The organism is Kitasatospora sp. NPDC024654 (assembly GCF_055559155.1).
Map to the genome: position 1 here is coordinate 94147 of NZ_JBVHLF010000005.1, position 24531 is coordinate 118677.

Consider the following 24531-nt stretch of genomic DNA (forward strand, 5'->3'; position numbering starts at 1 on the left):
GGTCGTCACTCCAGTGTCCAGCATCGGGCCGAAATCCCCGGGACCGGGCCGACCCAGGCCCCGCCCGAGGGCGGGGCACCCGCTACCGGACGCCTCGTCAGACCTGACCGGCGTCGTCCGACGGCGCCTGGCCGCCCTCGTCCACCGGACCGACCCCGCCCGGACCGTCCTGGTCCGGCGAAGCGTCCTGCGCGACATCCTCCGTGGTCTCCTCGTCCTCCGCCTCCGCGTTGCGGGCCATGCCCACCACCGCGTCGCGCTTTCCGAGGTTGATCAGTTGGACGCCCATCGTGTCACGTCCGGTTTCACGGACACCGGAAACCCTGGTCCGGATCACCCCACCCGACAGGGTGATCGCCATGATCTCGTCGGTCTCCTCGACCACCAGCGCCCCGACCAGAGAGCCACGGCCCTCGACGATCTTCGCCGCCTTGGTGCCGAAACCACCACGACCCTGGACACGGTACTCGTCCACCGAGGTGCGCTTGGCATACCCGCCGTCGGTCGCGGTGAAGACGAACGTGCCCGGACGGACCACGTTCATCGACAACAACTCGTCGTCTTCACGGAACGCCATGCCCTTGACCCCGGAGGTGGCCCGGCTCATCGGCCGCAGCGCCTCGTCCGTCGCGGTGAAGCGAATCGACTGCGCCTTACGGGAAACCAGCAGCAGATCGTCCTCCGCCGAGACCAGCTCGGCACCGATCAGCTCGTCGTCCCGACCGTTCTCGTCGGTCCGCAGGTTGATCGCGATCAGGCCGCCGGAGCGCGGCGAGTCGTAGTCCTTGAGGGGGGACTTTTTAACCAAACCCTCACGAGTGGCGAGCACCAGGTAGGGCTTGTCCTCGTAGGTGCGGATCGCCATCACCTGGGTGATGTGCTCCTCGGGCTGGAACGCGAGCAGGTTGGCCACGTGCTGGCCGCGGGCGTCCCGACCGGCGTCCGGCAGCTCGTAGCCCTTGGCCCGGTAGACCCGGCCCTTGTTGGTGAAGAACAGGATCCAGTTGTGGGTGGTGGTCACGAAGAAGTGGTCGACGATGTCGTCCTGCTTCAGCTGCGCACCGCGCACGCCCTTGCCGCCGCGCTTCTGCGAGCGGTAGAGGTCGGACCGGGTCCGCTTGACGTAGCCGCCACGGGTGATCGTGACGACGATGTCCTCCTCCGCGATCAGGTCCTCGATCGACAGGTCGCCGTCCGAGGGGATCAGCGTGGAGCGCCGCTCGTCGCCGTACTTCTCGACGATCGCGGTCAGCTCCTCGGAGATGATCTGCCGCTGGCGGGCCGGCGAGGCCAGGATCGCGTTGTACTCGTCGATCTTGCGCTGCAGCTCGTCGTGCTCGTCCGTGATCCGCTGCCGCTCCAGGGCGGCCAGGCGACGCAGCTGCATCTCCAGGATCGCGTTGGCCTGCAGCTCGTCGATGGTGAGCAGGTTCATCAGGCCGGTGCGCGCGGCGTCCGCCGACTCCGAGGCCCGGATCAGCGCGATGACCTCGTCGATCATGTCCAGCGCCTTGAGCAGCGCGCGCAGGATGTGCGCCCGCTCCTCGGCCTTGCGCAGCCGGAACCGGGTGCGCCGGACGATCACGTCGACCTGGTGGTTGACCCAGTGCCGGATGAACGCGTCGAGCGAGAGCGTCCGCGGCACGCCGTCCACCAGCGCCAGCATGTTGGCGCCGAAGTTGGTCTGCAGATCGGTGTGCTTGTAGAGGTTGTTCAGCACCACCTTGGCGACCGCGTCGCGCTTGAGCACGATCACCAGGCGCTGGCCGGTCCGCGAGGAGGACTCGTCCCGGACGTCCGCGATGCCCGCGATCCGGCCGTCCTTCACCAGGTCGGCGATCTTCAGCGCCAGGTTGTCCGGGTTCACCTGGTACGGCAGCTCGGTGATCACCAGGCACTGCCGGCCCTGGATCTCCTCGACCTCCACCACCGCGCGCATGGTGATCGAGCCGCGGCCGGTCCGGTAGGCGTCCTCGATGCCGCGGCGGCCGACGATCAGCGCGCCGGTCGGGAAGTCAGGGCCCTTGATCCGCTCGACCAGGGCCTCCAGCAGCTCCTCGTTGGAGGCGTCCGGGTGCTCCAGCGCCCACAGCGCGCCCGAGGCGACCTCGCGCAGGTTGTGCGGCGGGATGTTGGTGGCCATCCCGACCGCGATGCCGGTGGCGCCGTTGATCAGCAGGTTGGGGATGCGCGACGGCAGCACCGTCGGCTCCTGCGAGCGGCCGTCGTAGTTGGCGGCGAAATCGACGGTCTCCTCGTCGATGTCCCGCATCATCTCCATGGCCAGCGGCATCATCTTGCACTCGGTGTAGCGCATGGCCGCGGCCGGGTCGTTGCCCGGCGAGCCGAAGTTGCCGTTGCCGTCGACCAGCGGCATCCGCAGCGACCACGGCTGGGCCAGCCGGACCACGGTGTCGTAGATCGAGGTGTCGCCGTGCGGGTGGTAGTTGCCCATCACGTCGCCGACCACGCGGGCGCACTTGTAGTAGCCCTTCTCGGGCCGGTACCCGCCGTCGTACATCGCGTACAGCACCCGGCGGTGCACCGGCTTGAGGCCGTCGCGGACCTCCGGCAGGGCCCGGCTGACGATCACGCTCATCGCGTAGTCGAGGTAGGAGCGCTGCATCTCGGTCTCGAGCTCGATCGGCTCGATCCGCAGCGCGGTCTGTCCTTCGAGGAGGACGGGGCTGCTCTCCGGCTGCTCGTCGCCGTCGGGACGGTTGTCGTCGACCACTGGTGGTCAGTTTCCTTTCACGCGTGACTGGACCGATGAGTGACTCTGCGTCACACGTCCAGGAAGCGGACGTCCTTGGCGTTGCGCTGGATGAACGAGCGGCGGGCCTCGACGTCCTCGCCCATCAGGACCGAGAAGAGGTCGTCCGCCCGGGCGGCGTCCTCCAGGGTCACCTGGAGCAGCAGTCGGTGCGCCTGGTCCATGGTGGTGACCCGGAGCTCCTCGGCGTTCATCTCGCCCAGACCCTTGAAGCGCTGGATCGCGTCCTCCTTCGGCAGCCGGCGCCCGGCCGACACGCCCGCCTCGATCACGGCGTCGCGCTCGCGGTCGGAGTAGACGTACTCGAAGTCGTCCTTGCCCCACTTGATCTTGTACAGCGGCGGCATCGCCAGGTAGACGTAGCCGGCCTCGACCAGCGGGCGCATGAAGCGGAACAGCAGGGTCAGCAGCAGGGTCCGGATGTGCTGCCCGTCGACGTCGGCGTCCGCCATCAGCACGATCTTGTGATAGCGCAGCTTGGCCTCGTCGTAGTCCTCCTGGATGCCGCAGCCGAAGGCCGAGATCAGCGCCTGGACCTCGGTGTTCTGCAGCACCTTGTCGATCCGGGCCTTCTCGACGTTCAGGATCTTGCCGCGGATCGGCAGGATGGCCTGGGTGCGCGGGTCGCGGCCCTGCTTGGCCGAGCCACCGGCGGAGTCACCCTCGACGATGAAGATCTCGCACTCGGCCGGGTCCTTGGACTGGCAGTCGCTCAGCTTGCCGGGCAGCGAGGCGCTCTCCAGCAGGCCCTTGCGCCGGGTCAGGTCGCGCGCCTTGCGGGCCGCCATCCGGGCCGTGGCGGCCGTGATGGACTTGCGGATGATGTCCGCGGCCTCGTTCGGGTTGCGGTCCAGCCAGTCGTTCAGGTGCTCGTGGACGACCTTCTGGACGAAGGTCTTCGCCTCGGTGTTGCCCAGCTTGTCCTTGGTCTGGCCCTCGAACTGCGGCTCACCGAGCTTGACCGAGATGATCGCGGTCAGGCCCTCGCGGATGTCCTCACCGGAGAGGTTCTCGTCCTTCTCGCGGAGCAGCTTCTTCTCCCGCGCGTAGCGGTTCACCAGGCCGGTCAGCGCCGCCCGGAACCCCTCCTCGTGGGTACCGCCGCCGTGCGTGTGGATGGTGTTCGCGAAGCTGTAGACCCCCTCGGTGTACGAGGCGTTCCACTGCATCGCGATCTCCACCGAGATCGTCTTGTCCTTGTCCTCGGCCTCGAAGTCGATCACCGAGGGGTGCACCGGCTCGCCCTTGCGGGAGTTGAGGTGCTTCACGAAGTCGGCGATGCCGCCCTCGTAGTGGTAGGTCACCGACAGCGGCTTGCCCTCGTCGTCGGTGTGCTCGGGGCGCTCGTCGATCAGCGAGATGGTCAGGCCCTTGTTGAGGAAGGCCATCTCCTGGAAGCGCCGGGAGAGCGTCTCGAACGAGTAGACGGTGGTCTCGAAGATGTCCGGGTCGGCCCAGAAGGTGACGCTGGTGCCGGTGCGGTCGGTGGCCTCGTGCTTGACCAGCGGCGCGGTCGGGGCGCCCAGCTTGTAGTCCTGGGTCCAGCGGTGGCCGTCGGTGTGGATCTCGATCGCGAGCTTGGTGGAGAGCGCGTTGACGACCGAGACGCCGACGCCGTGCAGACCGCCGGAGACCGCGTAGCCGCCGCCGCCGAACTTGCCGCCCGCGTGCAGCACGGTCAGCACGACCTCGACGGCCGGCTTCTCCTGGCCCGGGACGATGCCGACCGGGATGCCGCGGCCGTTGTCGACCACCCGCACCCCGCCGTCGGCCAGGATCGTCACCTCGATGGTGTCGGCGTGCCCGGCCATGGCCTCGTCGACGGAGTTGTCCACCACCTCCTGGACCAGGTGGTGCAGGCCGCGCTCCCCGGTGGAACCGATGTACATGCCGGGGCGCTTGCGGACCGCGTCGAGGCCCTCCAGCACCTGGATCGCGCTGGCGTCGTACGCCGTGCGGTCCGTGGCGGAGGACCCGGTGGCCGGGTCGGTGGGGACTGGGGACTGGCTGGATTCGCCGGAATCGGCCACGAAGCGCCCTCTCTGGCACAGCACGGGCCGCATCCCCACCCGGGATCCGGGCAGGCGTGCGACCACAGTGTTTCGACTCAGTTACCGCAAGCGGCAGTGTTTGACCCCTAGTCTACCGGTACCACCGACAGAGATGGGCGTTTGGCAGGCCCTGAGGGCGGATGTGCCGCTCTGAATCCCCTCTGCACATGTCCCGATACTCGCCCAGGGGGCTCAGCGGCCCTGAAAGGGCCGTCAGCGATTCCGGAGTCAGGTCGTCCGTCAAGAGCTCCTCCCCGTCGTGCGACACCCGGCGGTCCCCCGGTCTCAGCCCCAGGTGTCCTGCGGCCCGCGACTGCCCGGCACCCGCAGCCGGCCGTACCGCCGCTCCGGCGCCGCCGGCCCCAGCACCTTGATCACCCGGACCGTGCCGTGCCCCAGCTCGTGGTTCAGGCGTGCCACCAACTGCCTCGCCAACAGGCGCAGTTGGGTGGCCCATGCGGTGGAGTCGCAGCGCACGGTCAGGACCGCCTCGGCCTCCGCGAAGTGCTCCGGCGCGCAGTGCGCCGCGATGTCCGGGCCGACGATCTGCGCCCAGCGCCCCATCACCCCGCCGACCGCGGCCGGCGCCTCCCAGCCCCGCTCGGTGATCAGACGGTTGAGCGCCGCCCCCAGCGGCACCGGATCCCGGCCGTCCGCCCGCGCCCCGCTGCGCAGCCCGTGCCGCTTCGCCTCGCGCTTCTCCCGGACCTGCTCACCGCGCTGTCGGGCCTGCTCCTTCGCCGCCCGCAACGCCACCCGGGCCAGGTCCACCCCGGACAGCTCGGACTCCTTGCTCATCCCGGCGCGCACCTTTCCCCAGGCTCTGTACACATGCTGTGGACAGACCAGCGTACGAGGTTCCGGCGGCGGGTGGAGACTCACGAGCCGATCCGGGTCACCGCCCCCTCGGCGACCGCGTACCGTGCCCCCCGCAACTCCTTCGGCACGTCCTCCGGCACCGCGGCCGTCACCAGCACCTGCTCGCCGCCCGCCACCAGCCCGGCCAGCTGCTCCCGCCGCTTGGCGTCCAGCTCGGCGAAGACGTCGTCGAGGATCAGCACCGGCTCGCCGCCGTCCGCGCGCAGCAGCTCGTACGAGGCCAGCCGCAGCGCCAGCGCGAACGACCAGGACTCCCCGTGGCTCGCGTACCCCTTGGCCGGCAGCGGTCCGAGCAACAGCTGCAGCTCGTCCCGGTGCGGACCGACCAGGGTCAGCCCGCGCTCGGTCTCCTGCTTGCGGGCGGCCCGCAGCGCCGCCAGCAGCTGCTCGTGCGCCTGCTCCCGGCTGGTCGGCAGCTCACCCTCGAAGGAGGACCGGTACTCCAGCCGGGTCGGTCCGCCGCCCGGCGCCAGCCGCTCGTACGCCTGTGCCACCAGCGGCTGCAGCACGGCCACCAGCTGCAGCCGGAAGGCCGTCAACTCGGCCCCGGCCCGGGCCAGATGGCCGTCCCAGACCTCCAGGGTGGAGAGGTCGGCGCCCTTGCCACCGCCCGCCCGGCGGGCCATCGCGGCGGTCTTCAGCAGCGCGTTGCGCTGCTTGAGCACCCGCTCGTAGTCCTGCCGGACCCCGGCCAGCCGGGGCGCGCGGGCGGTCAGCAGCTCGTCCAGGAACCGCCGGCGCTCACCGGGGTCGCCCTTCACCAGGGCCAGGTCCTCGGGCGCGAACAGCACCGTGCGCAGCAGACCCAGCACGTCCCGCGGCCGGACGTTGTCCGAGCGGTTGATCCGGGCCCGGTTGGCCTTGCCCGGGGTGATCTCCAGTTCGACCAGGGTGGTCCGGGACCGGTCCACGATCGAGGAGCGGATCACCGCCCGCTGCGCGCCCATCCTGATCAGCGGGGCGTCGGTGGCCACCCGGTGGCTGCCCAGGGTGGCGACGTAGCCGATCGCCTCGACCAGGTTGGTCTTGCCCTGACCGTTCGGGCCCACGAACGCGGTCACGCCCGGGTCGAGGGGCACCTCGACCCGGGCGTAGGAGCGGAAGTCGGCGAGCGACAGATGCGCGACATGCATGGGTGTGGACTGCGCCCGCCTTCTGACCTCGGAACTACTTCGACTCGACCGCGTGGCCGCCGAACTGGTTGCGCAGCGCGGCGATCATCTTCATCTGCGGGGAGTCGTCCTGCCGGGAGGAGAACCGGGCGAAGAGAGAGGCGGTGATCGCCGGCAGCGGCACGGCGTGGTCGATCGCGGCCTCGACCGTCCAGCGACCCTCGCCGGAGTCGGCGGCCCAGCCCTTGAGCTTCTCCAGGTGCTCGTCGTCGTCCAGCGCGCGGACGGCCAGGTCGAGCAGCCAGGAGCGGATCACGGTGCCCTCCTGCCAGCTGCGGAAGACCTCGCGCACGTCGGTGACCTCGGGGACGGCCTCCAGCAGCTCCCAGCCCTCGGCGAAGGCCTGCATCATCGCGTACTCGATGCCGTTGTGGACCATCTTGGCGAAGTGGCCGGCGCCGACCTTGCCCGCGTGCACCGAACCGGACTCGCCCTCGGGCTTGAGCGCCTCGAAGATCGGCTGGACCTTGGCGACGTGCTCGGCGGCGCCGCCGTACATCAGCGCGTAGCCGTTCTCCAGGCCCCAGACACCGCCGGAGACGCCGCAGTCGACGAAGCCGATGCCCTTGGCGGCCAGCAGCTCGGCGTGCGCCACGTCGTCGGTCCAGCGCGAGTTGCCGCCGTCGACCACCACGTCGCCGGGGGAGAGCAGCTCGGCCAGCTCCTCGACGGTCGCCTGGGTCGGGGCGCCAGCCGGGACCATCACCCAGACCACGCGCGGGCCCTGGAGCTTGGTCACCAGCTCCTGGAGGCTCGCGACATCGGCGAGGTCGGGGTTGCGGTCGTAGCCGATGACGGTGTGGCCGGCGCGGCGGATGCGCTCACGCATGTTGCCGCCCATCTTGCCGAGACCGATGAGGCCGAGCTCCATGACAAGTCCTTACCTGGGGTGTCGTACTTGAGGACGGCGCCGTTGCCGCGACTCAAGAGCCTACGCCGCGGTGGTGCCCACAGGGCCGGGCAGGCCTGTGGACACCACGGGCGTCGTCAGGTCGGGGCGGAGCGGGCTCAGCCGGAGAGCCGGACCGGCATGATCAGGTACTGGTACGAGGCGTCCGCCTCGGCCTCGACCGAGGGCTTGCCGCTCAGCAGGGCGGGCTTCGTCGAGGTGGTGAAGGCCAGCTGGGCGTAGGTGGCGTCGATCGCCTTCAGGCCCTCCTCCAGGTAGCCCGGGTTGAAGGCGATCGAGATGTCGTCGCCCTCGAGGTCGGCGTCGATCCGCTCGGTGGCCTGCGCGTCGTCGCCCGATCCGGCCTCCAGGGTCAGCACGCCCTGCTCGAAGTTGAGCCGGACCGGGGTGTTCCGCTCGGCCACCAGCGAGACGCGCTTGAGCGCCTCCAGGAACGGCTGGGTCTGGATCGCCGCGATCGCGCTGAACTCGGTCGGGAAGAGGGTGCGGAACTTGGGGAACTCGCCCTCCAGCAGCCGGGTGGTGGTCCGCCGGCCGGCGCCCTCGAAGCCGATCAGGCCCTCGCCGGCGCCGCCGGAGGAGAGCGCGATCGAGACCTGGTCGCCGCTGCCCAGCGACTTGGCGATGTCCTGCAGGGTCCGGGCCGGGACCAGGGCGACCGCGGAGATGTCCGGCTGCTCGGGCTTCCAGAGCAGGTCACGGACGGCGAACCGGTAGCGGTCGGTGGCGGCGAGGGTGATCCGGTCGCCCTCGATCTCCACCCGGACACCGGTCAGCACCGGGAGGGTGTCGTCCCGGCCGGCGGCGACCGCGGCCTGGCTGACGGCGGAGGCGAAGACCTCGCCGGAGACCGTGCCGGTCGCGGTAGGCATCACCGGGAGGGCCGGGTACTCGTCCACCGGCAGGGTCGGCAGGGTGAACCGCGAGCTGCCGCAGACCACGCTGACCCGCTGGCCGTCGGTGGAGATCTCCACCGGGCGGTTCGGCAGGTTGCGCGAGATGTCGTTGAGCAGCCGGCCGGAGACCAGCACGGTGCCCTGCTCCTCGACGTCGGCCTCCAGCTCGACCCGGGCGGAGACCTCGTAGTCGAAGCCGGAGAGCGCGAGGGTGCCCTCCTGTGCCGTCAACAGGAGGCCGGCCAGCACCGGCACCGGCGGCCGCGCCGGGAGGCTGCGGGCAGCCCAGGCCACCGCCTCCGCGAGGACGTCACGCTCCACCCGGAACTTCACCGGTAACCGCCTCCTGGATCCTGCTGTCGCTTCTGCTCTTGATCGTCTGCCGGCACCGTGCCTCGGCCGAGCGGGCCCGGCTCCTGGTGCCGAGGACAGTCTGACGTACTCCACGGACAGACGGGGCAGACGGGCCGGAGCAACCCCGAACAGGTGTCGGGGGCGGCTTGTCCACAGATTTCGGGCCACCCCGCTGTTGAACGAGTCGAGGGGTCTATAGGTGTAGCCGTAGTAGTAGGTCCTGTGGATACCGTGGATAACCGCGTTTCCGCAGGTCAAGGCTGGTTTTTTGTCCACACTCGATGTGGACCGCCGCGGTGGATAACCAGCCGCCGCTGTGGACGGCGAAGCGTTACCCACAAGCCACGCTCAGTATCCACAGCTTTTCCCCAGGGCCGTCCCCAGATCGTAGGGCAGTTATCCACGCCTGCCGGTCAACATCGCGTGACGCCTTTCACACCGGGCGATGAACAGCGGCCGTCCGTTGTCGAACAGTGGATATCCCTGTGGAGAAGCTGGGGACAACCGGCCCGAGCCTGGGGACGGGCGGTGGACAACCTTCGGGGCGGGATGGCGGGCAGCCAGCTGTCCACACCCTGTGGATAACGGTTGTGCACAAGTCCACAGCCCGCTGACCTGCGCCGAAGAGCGTAGCGGCGGACCGCCTGTGGAGGAATTCTGGATAACTCGGCGCTCCCCACGCTGTGGACGGGGAAAACCACCCGATCCTGTGGACTACTCGCCCCGCGGTCGACGCTGTTCGAATTGCTGCTCAGATGTGCGATGGCGGACCAGGGGTGGTGGAGCGTCAGTCGCTTGAAGGCTTCCCCGGTCCACCGGGTTTCACACCGTCGGATCTGCCTGTTTCCGGAGCCCGGAGGGCCGCCCGCGGCCGGGAACGCCACAGGGGCACCGGGAGGGTCCTCCCGGTGCCCCTGTGGGCCGGCAACTGGCCTGCCGTGGCTAGCTCTTGATGCGGTTGGTCAGCTCGGTGACCTGGTTGTAGAGCGAGCGCCGCTCGGCCATCAGCGAGCGGATCTTGCGGTCCGCGTGCATCACGGTGGTGTGGTCGCGCCCGCCGAACTGCGCGCCGATCTTCGGCAGCGAGAGGTCGGTCAACTCCCGGCAGAGGTACATGGCGATCTGACGTGCCGTCGCCAACACCCGGCTGCGCGAGGAGCCGCAGAGGTCCTCCACGCTCAACCCGAAGTAGGCGGCGGTCTGTTGCATGATGACCTGCGCGGTGATCTCCGGTCCGGCGTCCTCGTCCCCGCCCGGGATCAGGTCCTTGAGCACGATGCCCGCCAACTCCAGGTCCACCGGTGCCCGGTTGAGGTTGGCGAAGGCGGTGACCCGGATCAGCGCGCCCTCCAACTCCCGGATGTTGCGGGTGATTCGGGAGGCGATGAACTCCAGCACGTCGGCCGGCGCGTTCAGCCGTTCCTGGATCGCCTTCTTGCGCAGGATCGCGATCCGGGTCTCCAGCTCGGGCGGGGTGACGTCGGTGATCAGACCCCACTCGAAGCGGTTACGCAGCCGGTCCTCCAGGGTGATCAGCTGCTTGGGCGGCCGGTCGGAGGAGAGCACGATCTGCTTGTTGGCGTTGTGCAGGGTGTTGAAGGTGTGGAAGAACTCCTCCTGGGTCGACTCCTTGCTCGCGAGGAACTGGATGTCGTCGACCAGCAGGATGTCCATGTCCCGGTAGCGCTTGCGGAACGCGTCCGCCTTGCCGTCCCGGATCGAGTTGATGAACTCGTTGGTGAACTCCTCCGAGCTCACGTACCGGACCCGGGTGCCGGGGAAGAGGCTGCGCGAGTAGTGCCCGATGGCGTGCAACAGGTGGGTCTTGCCGAGGCCGGACTCGCCGTAGATGAAGAGCGGGTTGTACGCCTTGGCCGGGGCCTCGGCGACCGCCACCGCGGCCGCGTGCGCGAAGCGGTTGCTGGCGCCGATCACGAAGGTGTCGAACAGGTACTTGGGGTTCAGCCGGGCGGCCGGCTCGTCCTTGCGCGACCCGCTGTCCGAGGAACCGCCGGGCGGCGCTGGCACGCCGGGGACCGGGGTCCGCTCGGCGGCCCCGGGGACGCCGGCACGCTCCGGCGGCTCGGTGGGGCCCGGGCGGTCGGACTCGGCGCCGGGTCGGGCGACCGGCAGCCCGCCGGGGCGCGGCGGCTCGGGCAGCGGCCGGCGCTCCTGGCCGGGGGCGCCGGGGCGGCCCCCGGTGGGGCCCCCGGTGGGGCCCTCCCGCCGCGGCCCGGACGGGCGGCCGGCCCGGCGCCGCTCCTCGCCGGAGGCGTCGTAGGCGCCGCCGAACAGGTCGCCCTGCGCCGGGTCGCCGGCGCGCTGAGCGGCGGACGGCTGACCGGCGGGCGGACCGGACGGACCGGGCTGCCGCGGGCCCTCGGCCACCTGGCCGGACCACTCGCGGTAGCCCTGCTCGGGGTAGCCGCCGCGCTCGGGGTACGGGTACTCGCCGTACGGGGGCTGCTCGGGGTAGCCGGCCGGCGGGTAGCCGCCGCCGGGGCCCTCCCAGCCCTCGCCCTGCGCACCCCAGTCGGCCGGCTCGGCCTCGGCGGCCCGCTCGGGCTGCTCCGGTCGCTCGGCGTAGGGGGCGGGGCGCTGTTCGTAGCCGGCCGTGTCGTAGCGGCTGCGGCCGTACTCCGGGGGTTGCGCCGGGTAGCCGGGCTGCTGGGGGGTGCTGGGCCAGGGGGAGGGCTCCTCCAGGGCCGGCGGCACGGGTTCCGGCGCGGCGGGCTGCGGGGCGGCCGGGATGGTCGGGGCCGGCGTCGGCGGGACGGCGTTGGCGTCCACCATCACGGCGATCCGGACCGGGCGGCCGAACTGCTGGCTCAGCCCGTCGGTCAGCTGCGGCAGCAGCCGGCCCTCCAGCACCTGCTTGGCCCACTCGTTGGGGGCCGCCAGCAGGGCGGTGTCGTGCATCATCCACATCGGCTGGGTGCGCTGCACCCACAGCTTGTCCTTGTCGCCGACCGAGGTGTCGTTGACCAGCCGCTCGACGACCTTCGCCCAGGCGGGAGCGAGATCGCTGTTGACATCAGCCACTGGTGCACGCTTTCTCGGTTCCCCGGAACGGGGTGGTGGTCCTGGCCAGGATCATGGGCTGGTCTGTGTGGATGAACAAAACCAGACAAGTCCTGCAACGGTAGTCAGCTGACAGAGCTGATTCAAGTTGTTGTCCACAGGCTGTGCATGATTGGGCGATCAAGGTCGGAATCGACCGCGTCGCCAGGCCGGTTTGACCCTCGCCCCTCGTCCCGCGTACCGTAACCAGGTCGAGTTGTCGATGGCCGCTGCCGCATGTCCGCGGGTCCTTCCCGCTTCCAAAAGGCGCGCAGCACGGGCGCCGTGGATTGCCTCAACCCCAGCAGACCTGGGACGTTGGGCCGGATTTCCCAGTACCGAAGGGGAGATCACGCGGACGCACGGTGACGGCCAAGCTGCAATTCGTCACCCTACGATTCACCCCAGGAGCCCCCGAGTGAGCAAGCGCACCTTCCAGCCGAACAACCGTCGTCGCGCCAAGACCCACGGCTTCCGGCTGCGTATGCGTACCCGCGCCGGCCGCGCCATCCTGGCGGCCCGCCGTGGCAAGGGCCGCGCCAGCATCTCCGCCTGATCCGCGCCCAGGGTCTGCAGTGCTGCCCTCCGAGAATCGGCTGCGGCGGCGCCAGGACTTCGCGACCGCGGTGAAACGCGGTCGCCGAGCCGGCCGGCCCCTGCTGGTGGTCCACCTCAGAGTGGCCGACCAGGTCGGGCAGGCCAGCGGGAACAGCGACTCCCACCCGCACGTCGCCGAGGGGACTCCCTCGGTGCGTGCGGGTTTCGTCGTGAGCAAGGCGGTCGGTCCGGCCGTCGTGCGCAACCTGGTCAAGCGTCGCCTACGTCACCTGGTCCGGGATCGGCTGGCCCGTCTTCCCGCAGGTAGCCTGATAGTGGTACGGGCGCTGCCCCCGGCGGGGACGGCCGCGTACTCGGATCTTGCGCAAGACCTGGATGCGGCGCTCAGGCGCCTGCTCCGGACGGAGCAGGCCGCCTCGGCGACAGGATCAGGGCGATGAAGTACCTGCTGATGGGACTGATCAGGGTTTACCAGTGGACTATCAGTCCGCTGCTCGGTCCGGTGTGCCGCTACTACCCCTCGTGTTCGCACTACGGGTACGAGGCGGTACGCCTGCACGGAGCGGTGAAGGGCAGCGCCCTGACCGCCTGGCGGATCCTGCGCTGCAACCCCTGGTCCCCCGGCGGCGTGGATCACGTACCGCCGCGCAAGCGTCCCGTTTGGCACCAGCGGCTCCGCGCCCTGGTGCAGTCCAGGACCGGTGGCTCCGCGAGCCCGGAGCCCGCCGGCTCCCCGGCGGACGGCCCGGTCACCTCAGGCTCGACGGCTGCTGGTCAGACGTCGGTAGGCCCGATGTCCGCAAGCCTGACGACCAAGCCCAACGCCCAAGGAGTCTGACCGGTGACCTGGTCCTTCCTGAGTCCTCTCTACACCGCGGTGTCCTGGATCATCGTCCAGTTCCACTCGCTCTACAGCAACGTCTTCGACCCCAACAGTGGTTGGGCCTGGGGCCTCGCCATCGCCTCGATGGTGGTCGTGATCCGGATCTGCCTGATCCCGCTCTTCGTGAAGCAGATCAAGGCGACCCGGGCCATGCAGGTCATTCAGCCGAAGATGAAGGCCATCCAGGAGCGCTACAAGAACGACAAGCAGCGCCAGTCCGAAGAGATGATGAAGCTCTACAAGGAGGCGGGCACCAACCCCTTCTCGAGCTGCCTTCCGATCCTGGTGCAGATGCCGTTCTTCACCGCCCTGTACGGGGTGCTGAGCTCGGTCGCCCACAACAAGCAGATCGGCGTCATCCACGGGGCTCTGCTGGCCAGCGCGCAGAAGGCGCACATCTTCGGCGCGCCGCTGTCGGCCACCTTCGTGCACAGCGGTGACACCACCGTCAAGATCGTCACGGCTGTGATGATCGTGATGATGTCGGCCTCGCAGTTCATCACGCAGCGCCAGCTGATGACCAAGAACATGGACCTCACGGTCAAGACGCCGTTCATGCAGCAGCAGAAGATGCTGATGTACGTCTTCCCGCTGATGTTCGCCGTGATGGGCATCAACTTCCCGGTCGGTGTGCTGGTCTACTGGCTCACCACCAACGTCTGGTCGATGGGCCAGCAGCTGGTCGTCATCCGCAACAACCCGACTCCGGGCAGCAAGGCCTGGCAGGAGCGGCAGGCCCGGCTGAAGGCGGCCGGTCGGCTGAACCCGGACGGCACGGTGATCAAGGGTGCCGGTCTGTTCGGCCTCTTCGGTGCCAAGCCGGCGCAGCAGCAGGCCGCAGCGGTGGTCGAGGAGTCCGCGCAGGTCCGTCGGCAGCAGCCGCGCAAGCAGACCAAGGCGCAGCGGCAGCAGGTGAGCGCCGGCACGGCCAAGGCGAGCCTGACCAAGGAGGCCGAGCCGGAGGCGTCCGAGGACGTCCCGGTGCAGGACGTGGTGCCCACCGCGCAGAGCGCGGCCAAGCCGGCGGCGGGGAGCAAGCGTCCGGCGACCAAGCAGGGTGGCGGCGCCGCCAAGCGCGGTCCGCAGCAGAGCGGCCAGCGGCCGAAGAAGAAGTAGTCCTGAGCCGGATCTCTTCCCGATCTTCGTTCTCGGCCCGGTCCCTCGGGCCCCATCCTCGAAGGAGTCTCTCTCGTGACGGAAGGCACCACCTCTGCCGTCGACGCCGGACAGACCGCTCAGGCCACTGATTCCGATGCGCTGATCGCCCGCCTGGAGCAGGAGGGCGAGATCGCCGCCGACTACCTGGAAGGCCTGCTGGACATCGCCGACCTCGATGGCGACATCGACATGGACGTCGAGGGCGATCGGGCCCTGGTCTCCATCGTCGGCGACAGCGACGACCGGACCCTGCAGCGGCTGGTCGGACAGGACGGTGAGGTGCTGGAGGCGCTCCAGGAGCTGACCCGACTGGCGGTGCACCGCGAGACCGGTGAGCGCAGCCGCCTGATGCTGGACATCGCGGGCTTCCGGGCGCGCAAGCGGGCTGAGCTGGCGGCGCTGGGCGCCGAGGCGGCGGAGCAGGCGAAGCGCACCGGTGAGGCGGTGAAGCTGCGGCCGATGACGCCGTTCGAGCGCAAGGTGGTGCACGACGCGGTGGCCGCGGCGGGTCTGCGCAGCGAGTCGGAGGGCGAGGAGCCCCAGCGCTGCGTCGTGGTCCTGGCGGGCTGACGCCCGCGGCACGAGTCCCTCGTCCGACCCCGTCCGCCCGGTGCGGACGGGGTCGTCGTGCCTGAGTTGGCGAGTGGTGTTTCACGTGAAACGGTGCTGGAGTGCGGTCGGTGGAATCGGTGAGCGGAGAAGCTGAGATGGCGACGGAGAGTGCGGCGGCCGACGGTGGCCCGGATGAGCTCGGCGCGACGCCCGAGGCGGCGCGGGAGGTCTTCGGGGAGCGGTTCGCGGCCGCGGAGCGCTATGCCCAGCTGCTGGCGACGGCGGGGGTGCAGCGCGGGCTGATCGGGCCGCGGGAGGTGCCGCGGCTCTGGGACCGGCACGTGCTGAACTGCGCGGTGCTGTCCGAGCTGCTGCCGGCCGACGCCACGCTCTGCGACGTCGGCTCGGGTGCCGGGCTGCCCGGGATTCCGGTGGCGCTGGCTCGGCCGGACGTCTCGGTGACGCTGCTGGAGCCGCTGCTGCGGCGGACCACCTTCCTGGAGGAGGTGGTCCGGGAGCTGGAGCTGTCGAACGTCACCGTGCTGCGCGGGCGCGCGGAGGAGATGGTCGGCAAGGTCTCGGTGGACATCGTCACCGCGCGGGCGGTGGCCCCGCTGGACCGGCTGGCCGGCTGGGGGATGCCGCTGCTTCGCCCGTACGGGCAGATGTTGGCGCTCAAGGGTGACACCGCCGAGCAGGAGCTGGTCGACTCGCGGGCGGCGCTGACCCGGCTGGGCGCGGTGGAGTGGGCGGTGATCCCGGTGGGGGCGAACCTGCTCGGTGCCGCGACCCGGGTGGTGCAGGTGAAGGCGGGGGAGAGCCCGGGTGGGGTGAGGGCGGCGACCCGGCGGGCCAAGGTGGCCCGGGCCGGCCGGGCGGGGCGGCCGGGTGACGGCGGCCGGGGCGCGGGGCGTCGTCGGCGCTGAGTGAGGTCGTTCGAGGCCCGGGGCGGTTGCCCCGGGCCTCTGTCGTTCCCCCGGAGTGTCGCACCGTCAGATTTGCGACATTACCGGCATGGTGTTTCACGTGAAACGTCGCTCTCTCCTCTCGGCCGGTTTTGACTTGCGGCTCCGCCGCGGGCTGGGTCTCAGCCGGGCGGCGACTGTTGCCGCTCCGGTTTCACGTGAAACACTGACCCCCATGCAGGACTCGGAGACCATCGACCAGATCGATGACACCCCCATCGGGCGGGCGGCCCAGGCCGCGGTCCAGGCGATGGGGCGGGCGGGTGAGGGGCTTCCCCGGCCGTCGGCGACCCGCGTGATCGTGGTGGCCAACCAGAAGGGCGGGGTGGGGAAGACCACCAGCACCGTCAACATGGCCGCCTCGCTGGCCATGCACGGACTGCGCGTCCTGGTGGTGGACCTCGACCCGCAGGGCAACGCCTCCACCGCGCTGGGGATCGACCACCACGCCGAGGTGCCATCGATCTACGACGTCCTGGTGGAGGGGAAGCCGCTCGCCGACGTGGTGCAGCCGGTGGTGGACGTCGAGGGCCTGTTCTGCGTCCCCGCCACCATCGACCTGGCCGGCGCGGAGATCGAGTTGGTCTCGCTGGTGGCCCGGGAGAGCCGGCTGCAGCGCGCGATCGCCGCCTATGAGCAGCCGCTGGACTACGTCCTGATCGACTGTCCGCCCTCGCTGGGCCTGTTGACGGTCAACGCCCTGGTGGCCGGCCAGGAGGTGCTGATCCCGATCCAGTGCGAGTACTACGCGCTGGAGGGGCTGGGGCAGCTGCTGCGCAACGTGGATCTGGTGCGGGCGCACCTCAACCCGACGCTGCACGTCTCGACCATCCTGCTCACCATGTACGACGCCCGGACCCGGCTGGCCGCCCAGGTCGCCGAGGAGGTGCGCACCCACTTCACCGCGGAGGTGCTGCGGACCGCCATTCCGCGCTCGGTCCGCATCTCGGAGGCCCCGAGCTACGGGCAGACCGTGCTGACCTACGACCCGGGCTCGGCTGGTGCACTCTCCTACCTGGAGGCCGCCCGTGAGCTGGCGCTGCGCGCCCCCGGGCTGGCGGCGTCGCCCACCGCGGCCGAGCAGACGGCGGCGGACGCGCTCGGCGCGGTGGGGCAGCAGCGGACCACGATCGGCGCGCAGGCGACGCCGACGGCACAGCACAGCACGATGGAGGGCAATCGGTGAGCGGTCGCAGGGGTCTGGGACGAGGGCTCGGGGCGCTGATCCCGCCGACCACGGCGGATGGGGTCGGCGGTGGGGTGGCCACGGAGGCCCAGGAACGGCCCGCTTCGCCGGCCGCCTCCGCGCCGTCGGGGGCTCTCGCCGCGGCGGGCAGCGGGGCGGTGGCGCCCAGCGCGGTGCCGCTGCTGCCCTCCGGCCGAGGCACGGTGGCGGCCCGGGCGGCCTCGGCCGTCCGGGAGGAGAGCGCGCGCGGTGCCGAGCTGAGCCCGGTGGACGGCGCCCGGTTCGCCGAGCTGCCGCTGGACGCGATCACGCCGAACCCGCGCCAGCCGCGTGAGGTCTTCGACGAGGACAAGCTGGAGGAGCTGGTCGACTCCATCAAGGCGGTGGGCCTGCTGCAGCCGGTGGTGGTGCGCCAGGTGGGACCGGAGCGCTTTGAGCTGATCATGGGCGAGCGGCGCTGGCGGGCCTCCCGGGAGGCCGGGTTGGAGCAGATCCCGGCGATCGTCCGTGCCACCGAGGACGACAAGCTGCTGCTGGACGCGCTGCTGGAGAACCTGCACCGGGCCGAGCTCAACCCGCTGGAGGAGGCGAACGCCTACGAGCAGCTGCTGCACGACTTCTCCTGCACCCATGACGAGCTGGCCGACCGGATCGGCCGCTCGCGTTCGCACGTCTCCAACACCCTGCGGCTGCTGAAGCTCTCGCCGACCGTGCAGCGGCGGGTGGCCGCCGGAGTGCTGACCGCCGGTCACGCCAGGGCCCTGGTGGGCCTCCCGGAGCACGAGCGGCAGGAGCAGTTGGCCACCCGGATCATCGCGGAGGGCCTCTCGGTGCGGACCACCGAGGAGATCGTGCGGCTGATGGACAGCGAGGAGAAGCCGCCGCGCCCGGTCGGCCCGAAGGCCGGCAAGCTGCTCTCCCCGGCCTTCAACGACCTGGCCGGCCGGCTCTCCGACCGCTTCGACACCCGGGTCAAGGTCGAGGTCTCGCAGCGCAACGGCAAGCTCGGCAAGGGCAAGGTGGTGCTGGAGTTCGCCTCGGTGGAGGACCTCAACCGGATCCTCGACAGCCTGGCTCCGGGGGAGGACGGACTGCGGCTCTCGCAGAGCTGATCGGGACCCGCTGATCGCGCGGTGCCACCCTGTGGGTGCATGTTTCACGTGAAACATGCACCCACAGGCGTCTGTGCCGTCCGCGTACCGCGGGTAGGAACCACGAGGAGGTGTGGTGGATGGGACGGAGGATCGCTCCCCTGACACTGGACAATCTGGCGGACCTGCCCGGGCCCTGCCGGTCCTGTGTCTTCTGGGAGCTCGACCCGGTGCGCGGCCGGGAGGCGGTGGAGTCTGGCAAGCCGGAGCTGGAGAAGGAGAGCTGGATCTCCGCGGTGCTGTTGGAGTGGGGGTCCTGCGGTCGGATCGTCTATGTGGACGAGGCTCCGGCCGGCTTCGTGCTCTACGCGCCGCCGGCCTATGTGCCGCGCTCGCAGTCCTTCCCGACCAGTCCGGTCTCGCCGGACGCCGTCCAGCTGATGATCAGCCGGGTGTTGCCGGAGTTCCAGGGGCAGGGGCTGGGGCGGGTGCTGGTGCAGACGGTGGCCAAGGACCTGCTGGGGCGGGGGTTCCGCGCGATCGAGGCGTTCGGCTCGGCCGGGGGCGAGCGGCCGAGCTGTCTGCTGCCGGCCGACCACCTGCTGGCGGTGGGCTTCAAGACGGTCCGGCCGCACCACCGCCATCCGCGGCTGCGGCTGGAGGCTCGCTCCACGCTCTCCTGGAAGGGTGATGTCGAGGGGGCGCTGGAGCGCCTGCTCGGCGGCGCGCGGAAGGAGCCCGCGCTGCGACCGTTCTGACCCCGGGTCGCGTTCTGACCCCGGGTCGGAAGACGGCGAAGGGGCGTGGTCCGGACCACGCCCCTTCGCCGTTGGATCAGGCCTGGATGAAGTCGGCCAGCTCGCGCAGCAGCGCCGCCTTGGGGCGGGCGCCGACGATGCTCTTCACGAGCTCGCCGTTCTGGTACACGTTCAGGGTCGGGATCGAGATGACGCCGTACTGCGCGGCCACCGCGGAGTTCTTGTCAACGTCGACCTTGGCGATGGTGATCTGGTCACCGTGCTCCTTGGCGATCTCCTCCAGGACGGGGGCGACCTGCTTGCACGGGCCGCACCAGGTGGCCCAGAAGTCCACCAGGACGGGCTTGTCGCTCTTGAGGACCTCGGCGTCGAAGGTCGCGTCGGTCACGGTGATGGTGGCGCCGGCCACGGGATCTCCTAAGGTCTGTTACGGGGTTCTACAGGCAGAACAACGGGGGAGCGGAATCTGTTTCTCCGCCCGCACTGTTTCACGTGAAACGCGGCGGGCGGAACCGGGGGCCGGGGGTGACTCAGACCGTGACCGCGGCGGCGGCCTTGGCTTCCTGGTCGGCCAGGTGGGCCAGGAACCGCTCGGCGTCCAGCGCGGCGGAGCAGCCGGTGCCGGCGGCGGTGATGGCCTGGCGGTAGGTGTGGTCGACCACGTCGCCGGCGCCGAAGACACCGGTGAGGTTGGTCCGGGTGGAGGGGGCCTCCACCTTGAGGTAGCCCTCGGCGTCCAGCTCCAGCTGGCCCTTGAACAGCTCGGTGCGCGGGTCGTGGCCGATCGCGATGAACAGACCGGTGACCGGCAGCTCGCGCAGCTCGCCGGTGGTGGTGTCGCGCAGGGTCACCCCGGTGAGCTTGGGGTCGCCGTGGATGGCCTCGACCGCGCTGTCCCAGGCGAAGGTGATCTTCGGGTCGGCGAACGCGCGCTCCTGCATGGCCTTGGAGGCGCGCAGGGTGTCCCGGCGGTGGATGACCGTGACGCTCTTGGCGAAGCGGGAGAGGAAGGTCGCCTCCTCCAGGGCGGTGTCGCCGCCGCCGACCACCGCGATGTCCTGGTCGCGGAAGAAGAAGCCGTCACAGGTCGCGCACCAGGAGACGCCGCGGCCGGACAGGTCGTCCTCCCGGGGCAGGCCGAGCTTGCGGTGCTGCGAACCGGTGGTGACGATCACGGCGCGGGCCCGGTGCACGGTGCCCTCGGAGTCCGTGACGGTCTTGATCTCACCGGTGAGGTCGACCGCGACGACGTCGTCCGGCACCAACTCGGCGCCGAAGCGCTCGGCCTGGGCCCGCATGTTGTCCATCAGCTCGGGGCCCATGATGCCGTCCCGGAAGCCGGGGAAGTTCTCGACCTCGGTGGTGTTCATCAGCGCGCCGCCGGCGGTGACCGCGCCCTCGAAGACGAGCGGCTCGAGGGAGGCCCGCGCGGTGTAGAGCGCGGCCGTGTAGCCGGCCGGGCCGGAGCCGATGATGATCACGTTACGGACGTCGCTCACTGCATCTCCTGGTTCGCATCGCGACCCGCCCAGGGCGGGGAGGGGTGGCGGTCCTGCTCCGCCGCCCGGGACAACGAGTCCCCAGTGTCCCGCATTCCCCCGGACGCCGGTACCAGCCGCCCACCGCGTGGACGAGTGAGCGGGACCGGCTCAGCCGGCCGGGACGACCTGGTGCAGCGCCACCGAGGCCGTCGTCCCCGGGTGTTGGGCGCAGTCCGGGCTGAGCAGGTAGACGTCCAGGTGGCCCGGGTCGCCCGCGATCCGGAACACGTAGAGGTCGACCGGCGAGCCGTCGTACGAGCCGTGCGTGCTCGCCAGCGGTTGCTCGGCCCGGTGGACGCCGACGGCCTGCTGGACGCAGGGCGGCAGGGCGGCGCTGGTGGCGCTCGGAACCTGCTCGGTGGCGAGGTGCGGAACGTTGCCGGGGGTCTGGGCGGCGGCCGACGCGCCGCCGGCGAGCAGGTGCTGGACCTCGGCCGGGAGCTGGGCCGCGGTGAAGGCCGGCCCGGCCACGACGGCGGGGGTGGGCCGGGCGGGGGCGCCGGCCGTGGTGCTCGGCTGCTGCTGCCCGAGCACGCCGGAGAGCAGCAGGCCGGCGCCGAGGCCGAGCGCCGCGAAGGTGCCGGCGGCCGCCGCCAGCAGCCGGCGGCGGCGCGGGCTCCGGGCCGGGCCGGCGGACCGGTCGGCGCGGCCGGGCGGGCGGGCGCGGCCGGCCGCGCCGGCGGGGACGGGGACGGCCGGGCGGGTAGGCGTGGCCGCCGACGGACGGGCGGGAGCAGCCGCGGCTTCGGCGGCCAGGGCGGCGTCGATCCGATCGGCCACCTCGGCCGGCAGCGCGGGCGCCGGCTCGGCGGCGAGCAGCTCGCTGACGCCGGCCAGCGCGGTCAGCGTCTCCGCGCACTCGGGGCAGCCGGCGACGTGGGCGCGGACCGACCGCTCCTCGGCGGCGGCCAGCAACTCCTCCTGGAGGTCCGCCAGCTGGTCGAGGGAGGGATGGGAGGCGGACCGGGCCGACTCGACCGGTTCGGGTGTCTGGTGCGTCATCGGGCCGTCGCATCTCCTTCCAGGCGCAACTCGGAGCGGACACCAGGGTCCTCCGGTGGGACGGGGCCGGGGCCCTCCGGGTTCCCCCCGGGCCCACCCGGCGGTGTTCCACGTGAAACGCCGGTCTCCCGCAGGTGTCGGACCAGCGGCAGCAGCCTGGCCCGGCCGCGGGCGCAGCGGCTCTTGACCGTGCCGACCGCGACCCCGAGCACCTCGGCGGCCTCGGCGACCGGGTAGCCCTGCATGTCCACCAGGACCAGGGCGGCCCGCTGCTCGGCGGGGAGGGCGGCGAGCGCGGTGGCCAACTCGCGGCGCAGCTCGTGCCGGACCACCTGGACGTCGGTGGGCTCGGCACTGCCGACCAGGGCGTCCAGCTTCTGCGGATCGTCGTCCAGCGGCGTGGTCCGCCGCACCGCGGCCCGGCGGGCCCGGTCCAGACAGGCGTTGACCACGATCCGGTGCAGCCAGGTGGTCACGGCGGAGCGGCCCTGGAAGCCGCCGGCCGAGCGGAACGCCGAGACCAGGGCGTCCTGCAGGGCGTCGGCCGCCTCCTCGCGGTCGCCGAGGGTACGCACGGCGACCGCCCAGAGCCGCTCGCGATGCCGCTCGACCAGCCGGCCGAAGGCCGTACGGTCCCCGGCGACATGCCGGGCGAGCAGCTCGGCGTCGCTGCACTCCTCGGCCGCCGTCGCGCGCGGCTCGGTCGGCTCCGCCATCCGCCCCCCATCGAGGCTCGTCCTCAGCCGGTGACCGTGATCTCCGCGACCTGGCCCCGGTAGCTTCCATCCACATCCTTGGGGAGGCTGGTCAGCCAGATCAAGAGGTAACGGCTGTTGACCGGCGAGGTGGGCTGGAAGTTCACGGTGGTGCCGCTGCCCTGGGCGACCGGGTTGCCGAAGTCGCCAAAGGCGGTGGGCACGGCGCCGCCGGTCGCGTTGGGCACCCGGAGCTCGGCGGTGGTGCTGCCGCCGGCGAACTGCACGGTGACCGAGCTGACCGGCTTGGCCGAGCCGAGGTCCACCAGCAGGCCGGTGCCGTGCCCGAGCCTGGGCAGGTCGTCGTAGTAGCCCTCGGTGGTCCAGACGGTGTTCGGGTTGCCGTCGTAGGCGTTGTGCAGCTGGTCGGCGTGCACGTCCGGGTCGCCGTACGGGTTGAACGAGGTGACGTTGGAGATCTGCAGCTGGACCGGGGCGGCGGTGCCGCTGCCGGCGGACGGCCGACCGGGCGCGCTGGCGGCGCCCGAGGGCCCCAGCGCCTGGTGCTGGGTGCCGGGGCTGCCGGTGTTGCCGAGCCGGCCGACCAGCTCCCAGGAGCCGTAGCCGATCGCGGCCAGCAGGACGGCGGAGACCGTCCAGGTGAGCAGCCGCCTGCCCCGGCCCCGGTTGGCCCGGGCGGCGGAGCGTGGTCCGGCCGGCGGAGCGGGGTGCGTGGGTGCCGGCTGGACCGGGCGCGGTTCGCGGCCGACCCGGCCGGCCACCGGCTGCGGGGCCGAGTAGCGCGGCGCGGCCAGCCCGGGCTGCGCCGGATCGGGCTCGGGCTGGCGGATTCTGGGCAGCAGCGCGACGGCCTTGGCCAGCTCCTCCGGGGTGCGGATGGGTGCCAGGTGGTGCGGGGGCGGGTCGCAGAGCGCCCGCGCGGCCAGCTCGGCCAGACCGCGGTGCACCCCGGCCCGGACCTGGTCCGGCGGGAGGCAGCCGAGGCCCTTGGGCAGCCCCTGGAGGTCGTAACGGTCCTCCGGGTAGGGCCAGCGGTGGGTGAGGGCGGCGTAGAGCAGGGTGCCGATCGCGCGGGTGTCGGTCAGCTCGGCGTCGTCCTCGGGCAGGCCGCGCAGCGCGGCGTCGACCGCCAGGCCGTTGATCCGGTACTGGCCGGTCTCGGTGCGCAGCACGCAGCGCGGGGTGAGCCGCAGGTGCGCCCGGCCACTGCGGTGGGCGGCCGCGATCGCGTCGCTGACCTGCTTGACCAGCTGGTAGGAGTCGTAGGGCTCCAGCGGGCCGGCCGCGAGCAGGGTGGCCAGGTCGGTGGCGCCGGGCAGCCACTCGCGGATCACGTAGACCAGCTCGCCGTCCCGCACCGCGTCGAGCACCTGGACGAAACGCGGATCGTTGAGCAGCGCGGCGGAGCGGGCCGCGGCCAGCACGGTGTCTGCCCGGCTGTGCCCGGCGGCCAGCAGGTGGACGCCGACCGCGCGGCGCAGCTTCTCGTCCACCGCGCGCCAGCTGCTGAAGTACTCCGCCTGGGAGATGCACTCCTCCAGCCGGTAGCGCTCGGCGATCATGTCACCGCTGTGCCGGACCGGCGCCGGCGGCTCGGCGACCGCCCCGGCGGGGGGCACGGTGCCGAGCGGCGTGGTGGCGGGGTCGGCCGAGGCCGGCAGGAGCTCGGTGGCGTCGTCGGGCAGGGCGCGGAGCGGGAGGGTCCTCCCGGAGCCCGCCGGCGGTTCGCCGCTCGAGCCGGCCGGTGCGGCGATCTCGGCCGCGATCTCCTCGGCCGAGAGCGGTGCGGTGACCTCGGCCCCCTCCTCGGCCGCTGACGTGTCGACGACTGCCTTGGTGCGATCAGTCACCGTCGTCCTGCCTCCCCTTGTATCGCCCGGTTGGGTGCCCTCGGCGGGGTGCCCCGGGAGGGGCGGGCGCGCGAGAACCCGGGTCCGCAGAGCCCGTCGTTCGAAGACAATTGTGCCTACTCTTCTCACCGGAGTACGACCGGTGAGGGGGCCAACTGGTTGCGGCCTGATTACTC

At 71.4% G+C, this 24531-nt stretch carries 21 protein-coding genes; 9 read left to right on the forward strand and 12 right to left on the reverse strand.

The features are described from left to right. Nucleotides 1-97: 97 nt before the first annotated feature. The 7 genes from gyrA to dnaA all read right to left on the reverse strand — a co-directional run bounded on the left by gyrA (nucleotide 98) and on the right by dnaA (nucleotide 12077). A complete protein-coding gene (gene gyrA, locus ACZ38L_RS04835) occupies nucleotides 98-2734 on the reverse strand; it encodes a DNA gyrase subunit A (protein WP_465689262.1) in 2637 nt (878 codons plus the stop codon). A gap of 50 nt (nucleotides 2735-2784) precedes the next feature. Beyond that, on the reverse strand, nucleotides 2785-4827 hold the full coding sequence (gene gyrB, locus ACZ38L_RS04840) for a DNA topoisomerase (ATP-hydrolyzing) subunit B (RefSeq protein ID WP_465689264.1): 2043 nt from the start codon (nucleotides 4825-4827) through the stop codon (nucleotides 2785-2787). Nucleotides 4828-5109: 282 nt separating this feature from the next. After that, entirely contained in the window at nucleotides 5110-5622 is a 513-nt protein-coding gene (locus ACZ38L_RS04845; protein ID WP_396556816.1) for a DUF721 domain-containing protein, read from the reverse strand. An 80-nt stretch (nucleotides 5623-5702) separates the two neighbouring features. Beyond that, complete coding sequence (gene recF, locus ACZ38L_RS04850) at nucleotides 5703-6836, reverse strand: DNA replication/repair protein RecF (protein ID WP_465689266.1); 1134 nt, start codon at nucleotides 6834-6836, stop codon at nucleotides 5703-5705. Nucleotides 6837-6870: 34 nt separating this feature from the next. Continuing rightward, entirely contained in the window at nucleotides 6871-7746 is an 876-nt protein-coding gene (gene gnd, locus ACZ38L_RS04855) for a phosphogluconate dehydrogenase (NAD(+)-dependent, decarboxylating) (protein WP_465689268.1), read from the reverse strand. 137 nt (nucleotides 7747-7883) lie between these two features. Next, on the reverse strand, nucleotides 7884-9014 hold the full coding sequence (dnaN, locus tag ACZ38L_RS04860; RefSeq protein WP_465689270.1) for a DNA polymerase III subunit beta: 1131 nt from the start codon (nucleotides 9012-9014) through the stop codon (nucleotides 7884-7886). A gap of 963 nt (nucleotides 9015-9977) precedes the next feature. Then, a complete protein-coding gene (gene dnaA, locus ACZ38L_RS04865; RefSeq protein WP_465689272.1) occupies nucleotides 9978-12077 on the reverse strand; it encodes a chromosomal replication initiator protein DnaA in 2100 nt (699 codons plus the stop codon). A 436-nt stretch (nucleotides 12078-12513) separates the two neighbouring features. Between dnaA and rpmH the strand changes: the two genes are divergently transcribed. The 9 genes from rpmH to ACZ38L_RS04910 all read left to right on the forward strand — a co-directional run bounded on the left by rpmH (nucleotide 12514) and on the right by ACZ38L_RS04910 (nucleotide 19246). After that, nucleotides 12514-12651, forward strand: coding sequence for a 50S ribosomal protein L34 (rpmH, locus tag ACZ38L_RS04870; protein WP_035847219.1), 138 nt, complete (start codon nucleotides 12514-12516; stop codon nucleotides 12649-12651). A gap of 19 nt (nucleotides 12652-12670) precedes the next feature. Next, nucleotides 12671-13093, forward strand: a complete 423-nt coding sequence (rnpA, locus tag ACZ38L_RS04875; protein ID WP_465689274.1) for a ribonuclease P protein component — start codon at nucleotides 12671-12673, stop codon at nucleotides 13091-13093. Continuing rightward, the gene (gene yidD / locus ACZ38L_RS04880; RefSeq protein WP_465689276.1) at nucleotides 13090-13491 is read left to right on the forward strand and encodes a membrane protein insertion efficiency factor YidD; all 402 of its coding nucleotides are present in this window, start codon (nucleotides 13090-13092) and stop codon (nucleotides 13489-13491) included. Before rnpA ends, yidD begins: the two co-directional genes overlap by 4 nt. Nucleotides 13492-13494: 3 nt before the next feature. After that, complete coding sequence (gene yidC / locus ACZ38L_RS04885; RefSeq protein ID WP_465689278.1) at nucleotides 13495-14652, forward strand: membrane protein insertase YidC; 1158 nt, start codon at nucleotides 13495-13497, stop codon at nucleotides 14650-14652. 75 nt (nucleotides 14653-14727) lie between these two features. After that, nucleotides 14728-15264, forward strand: coding sequence for a Jag family protein (locus ACZ38L_RS04890; protein WP_465689280.1), 537 nt, complete (start codon nucleotides 14728-14730; stop codon nucleotides 15262-15264). Between the two features lie 137 nt (nucleotides 15265-15401). Further along, entirely contained in the window at nucleotides 15402-16172 is a 771-nt protein-coding gene (rsmG, locus tag ACZ38L_RS04895; protein WP_465689282.1) for a 16S rRNA (guanine(527)-N(7))-methyltransferase RsmG, read from the forward strand. A gap of 241 nt (nucleotides 16173-16413) precedes the next feature. Then, nucleotides 16414-17397: a ParA family protein gene (locus ACZ38L_RS04900; RefSeq protein ID WP_396557388.1), complete on the forward strand. Its 984-nt coding sequence runs from the start codon at nucleotides 16414-16416 to the stop codon at nucleotides 17395-17397. Beyond that, nucleotides 17394-18509: a ParB/RepB/Spo0J family partition protein gene (locus ACZ38L_RS04905; protein ID WP_465689284.1), complete on the forward strand. Its 1116-nt coding sequence runs from the start codon at nucleotides 17394-17396 to the stop codon at nucleotides 18507-18509. Before ACZ38L_RS04900 ends, ACZ38L_RS04905 begins: the two co-directional genes overlap by 4 nt. Before the next feature lie 119 nt (nucleotides 18510-18628). Then, nucleotides 18629-19246: a GNAT family N-acetyltransferase gene (locus tag ACZ38L_RS04910; RefSeq protein WP_465689286.1), complete on the forward strand. Its 618-nt coding sequence runs from the start codon at nucleotides 18629-18631 to the stop codon at nucleotides 19244-19246. A 76-nt stretch (nucleotides 19247-19322) separates the two neighbouring features. Here ACZ38L_RS04910 and trxA read toward each other — a convergent pair whose 3' ends face one another. The 5 genes from trxA to ACZ38L_RS04935 all read right to left on the reverse strand — a co-directional run bounded on the left by trxA (nucleotide 19323) and on the right by ACZ38L_RS04935 (nucleotide 24355). Further along, nucleotides 19323-19655 carry a thioredoxin gene (trxA, locus tag ACZ38L_RS04915; protein WP_465689288.1) on the reverse strand — a complete coding sequence of 111 codons (333 nt, stop codon included), beginning with the start codon at nucleotides 19653-19655 and terminating at the stop codon, nucleotides 19323-19325. A 121-nt stretch (nucleotides 19656-19776) separates the two neighbouring features. Beyond that, on the reverse strand, nucleotides 19777-20745 hold the full coding sequence (trxB, locus tag ACZ38L_RS04920; protein ID WP_465689290.1) for a thioredoxin-disulfide reductase: 969 nt from the start codon (nucleotides 20743-20745) through the stop codon (nucleotides 19777-19779). A 150-nt stretch (nucleotides 20746-20895) separates the two neighbouring features. Beyond that, nucleotides 20896-21789: a zf-HC2 domain-containing protein gene (locus ACZ38L_RS04925; protein WP_465689292.1), complete on the reverse strand. Its 894-nt coding sequence runs from the start codon at nucleotides 21787-21789 to the stop codon at nucleotides 20896-20898. Next, nucleotides 21786-22505: an RNA polymerase sigma factor SigM gene (gene sigM, locus ACZ38L_RS04930; RefSeq protein ID WP_465689294.1), complete on the reverse strand. Its 720-nt coding sequence runs from the start codon at nucleotides 22503-22505 to the stop codon at nucleotides 21786-21788. The genes ACZ38L_RS04925 and sigM overlap by 4 nt, the downstream gene beginning before the upstream one ends. 23 nt (nucleotides 22506-22528) lie before the next feature. Then, the gene (locus ACZ38L_RS04935) at nucleotides 22529-24355 is read right to left on the reverse strand and encodes a serine/threonine protein kinase (protein WP_465689295.1); all 1827 of its coding nucleotides are present in this window, start codon (nucleotides 24353-24355) and stop codon (nucleotides 22529-22531) included. Nucleotides 24356-24531: the final 176 nt, after the last annotated feature.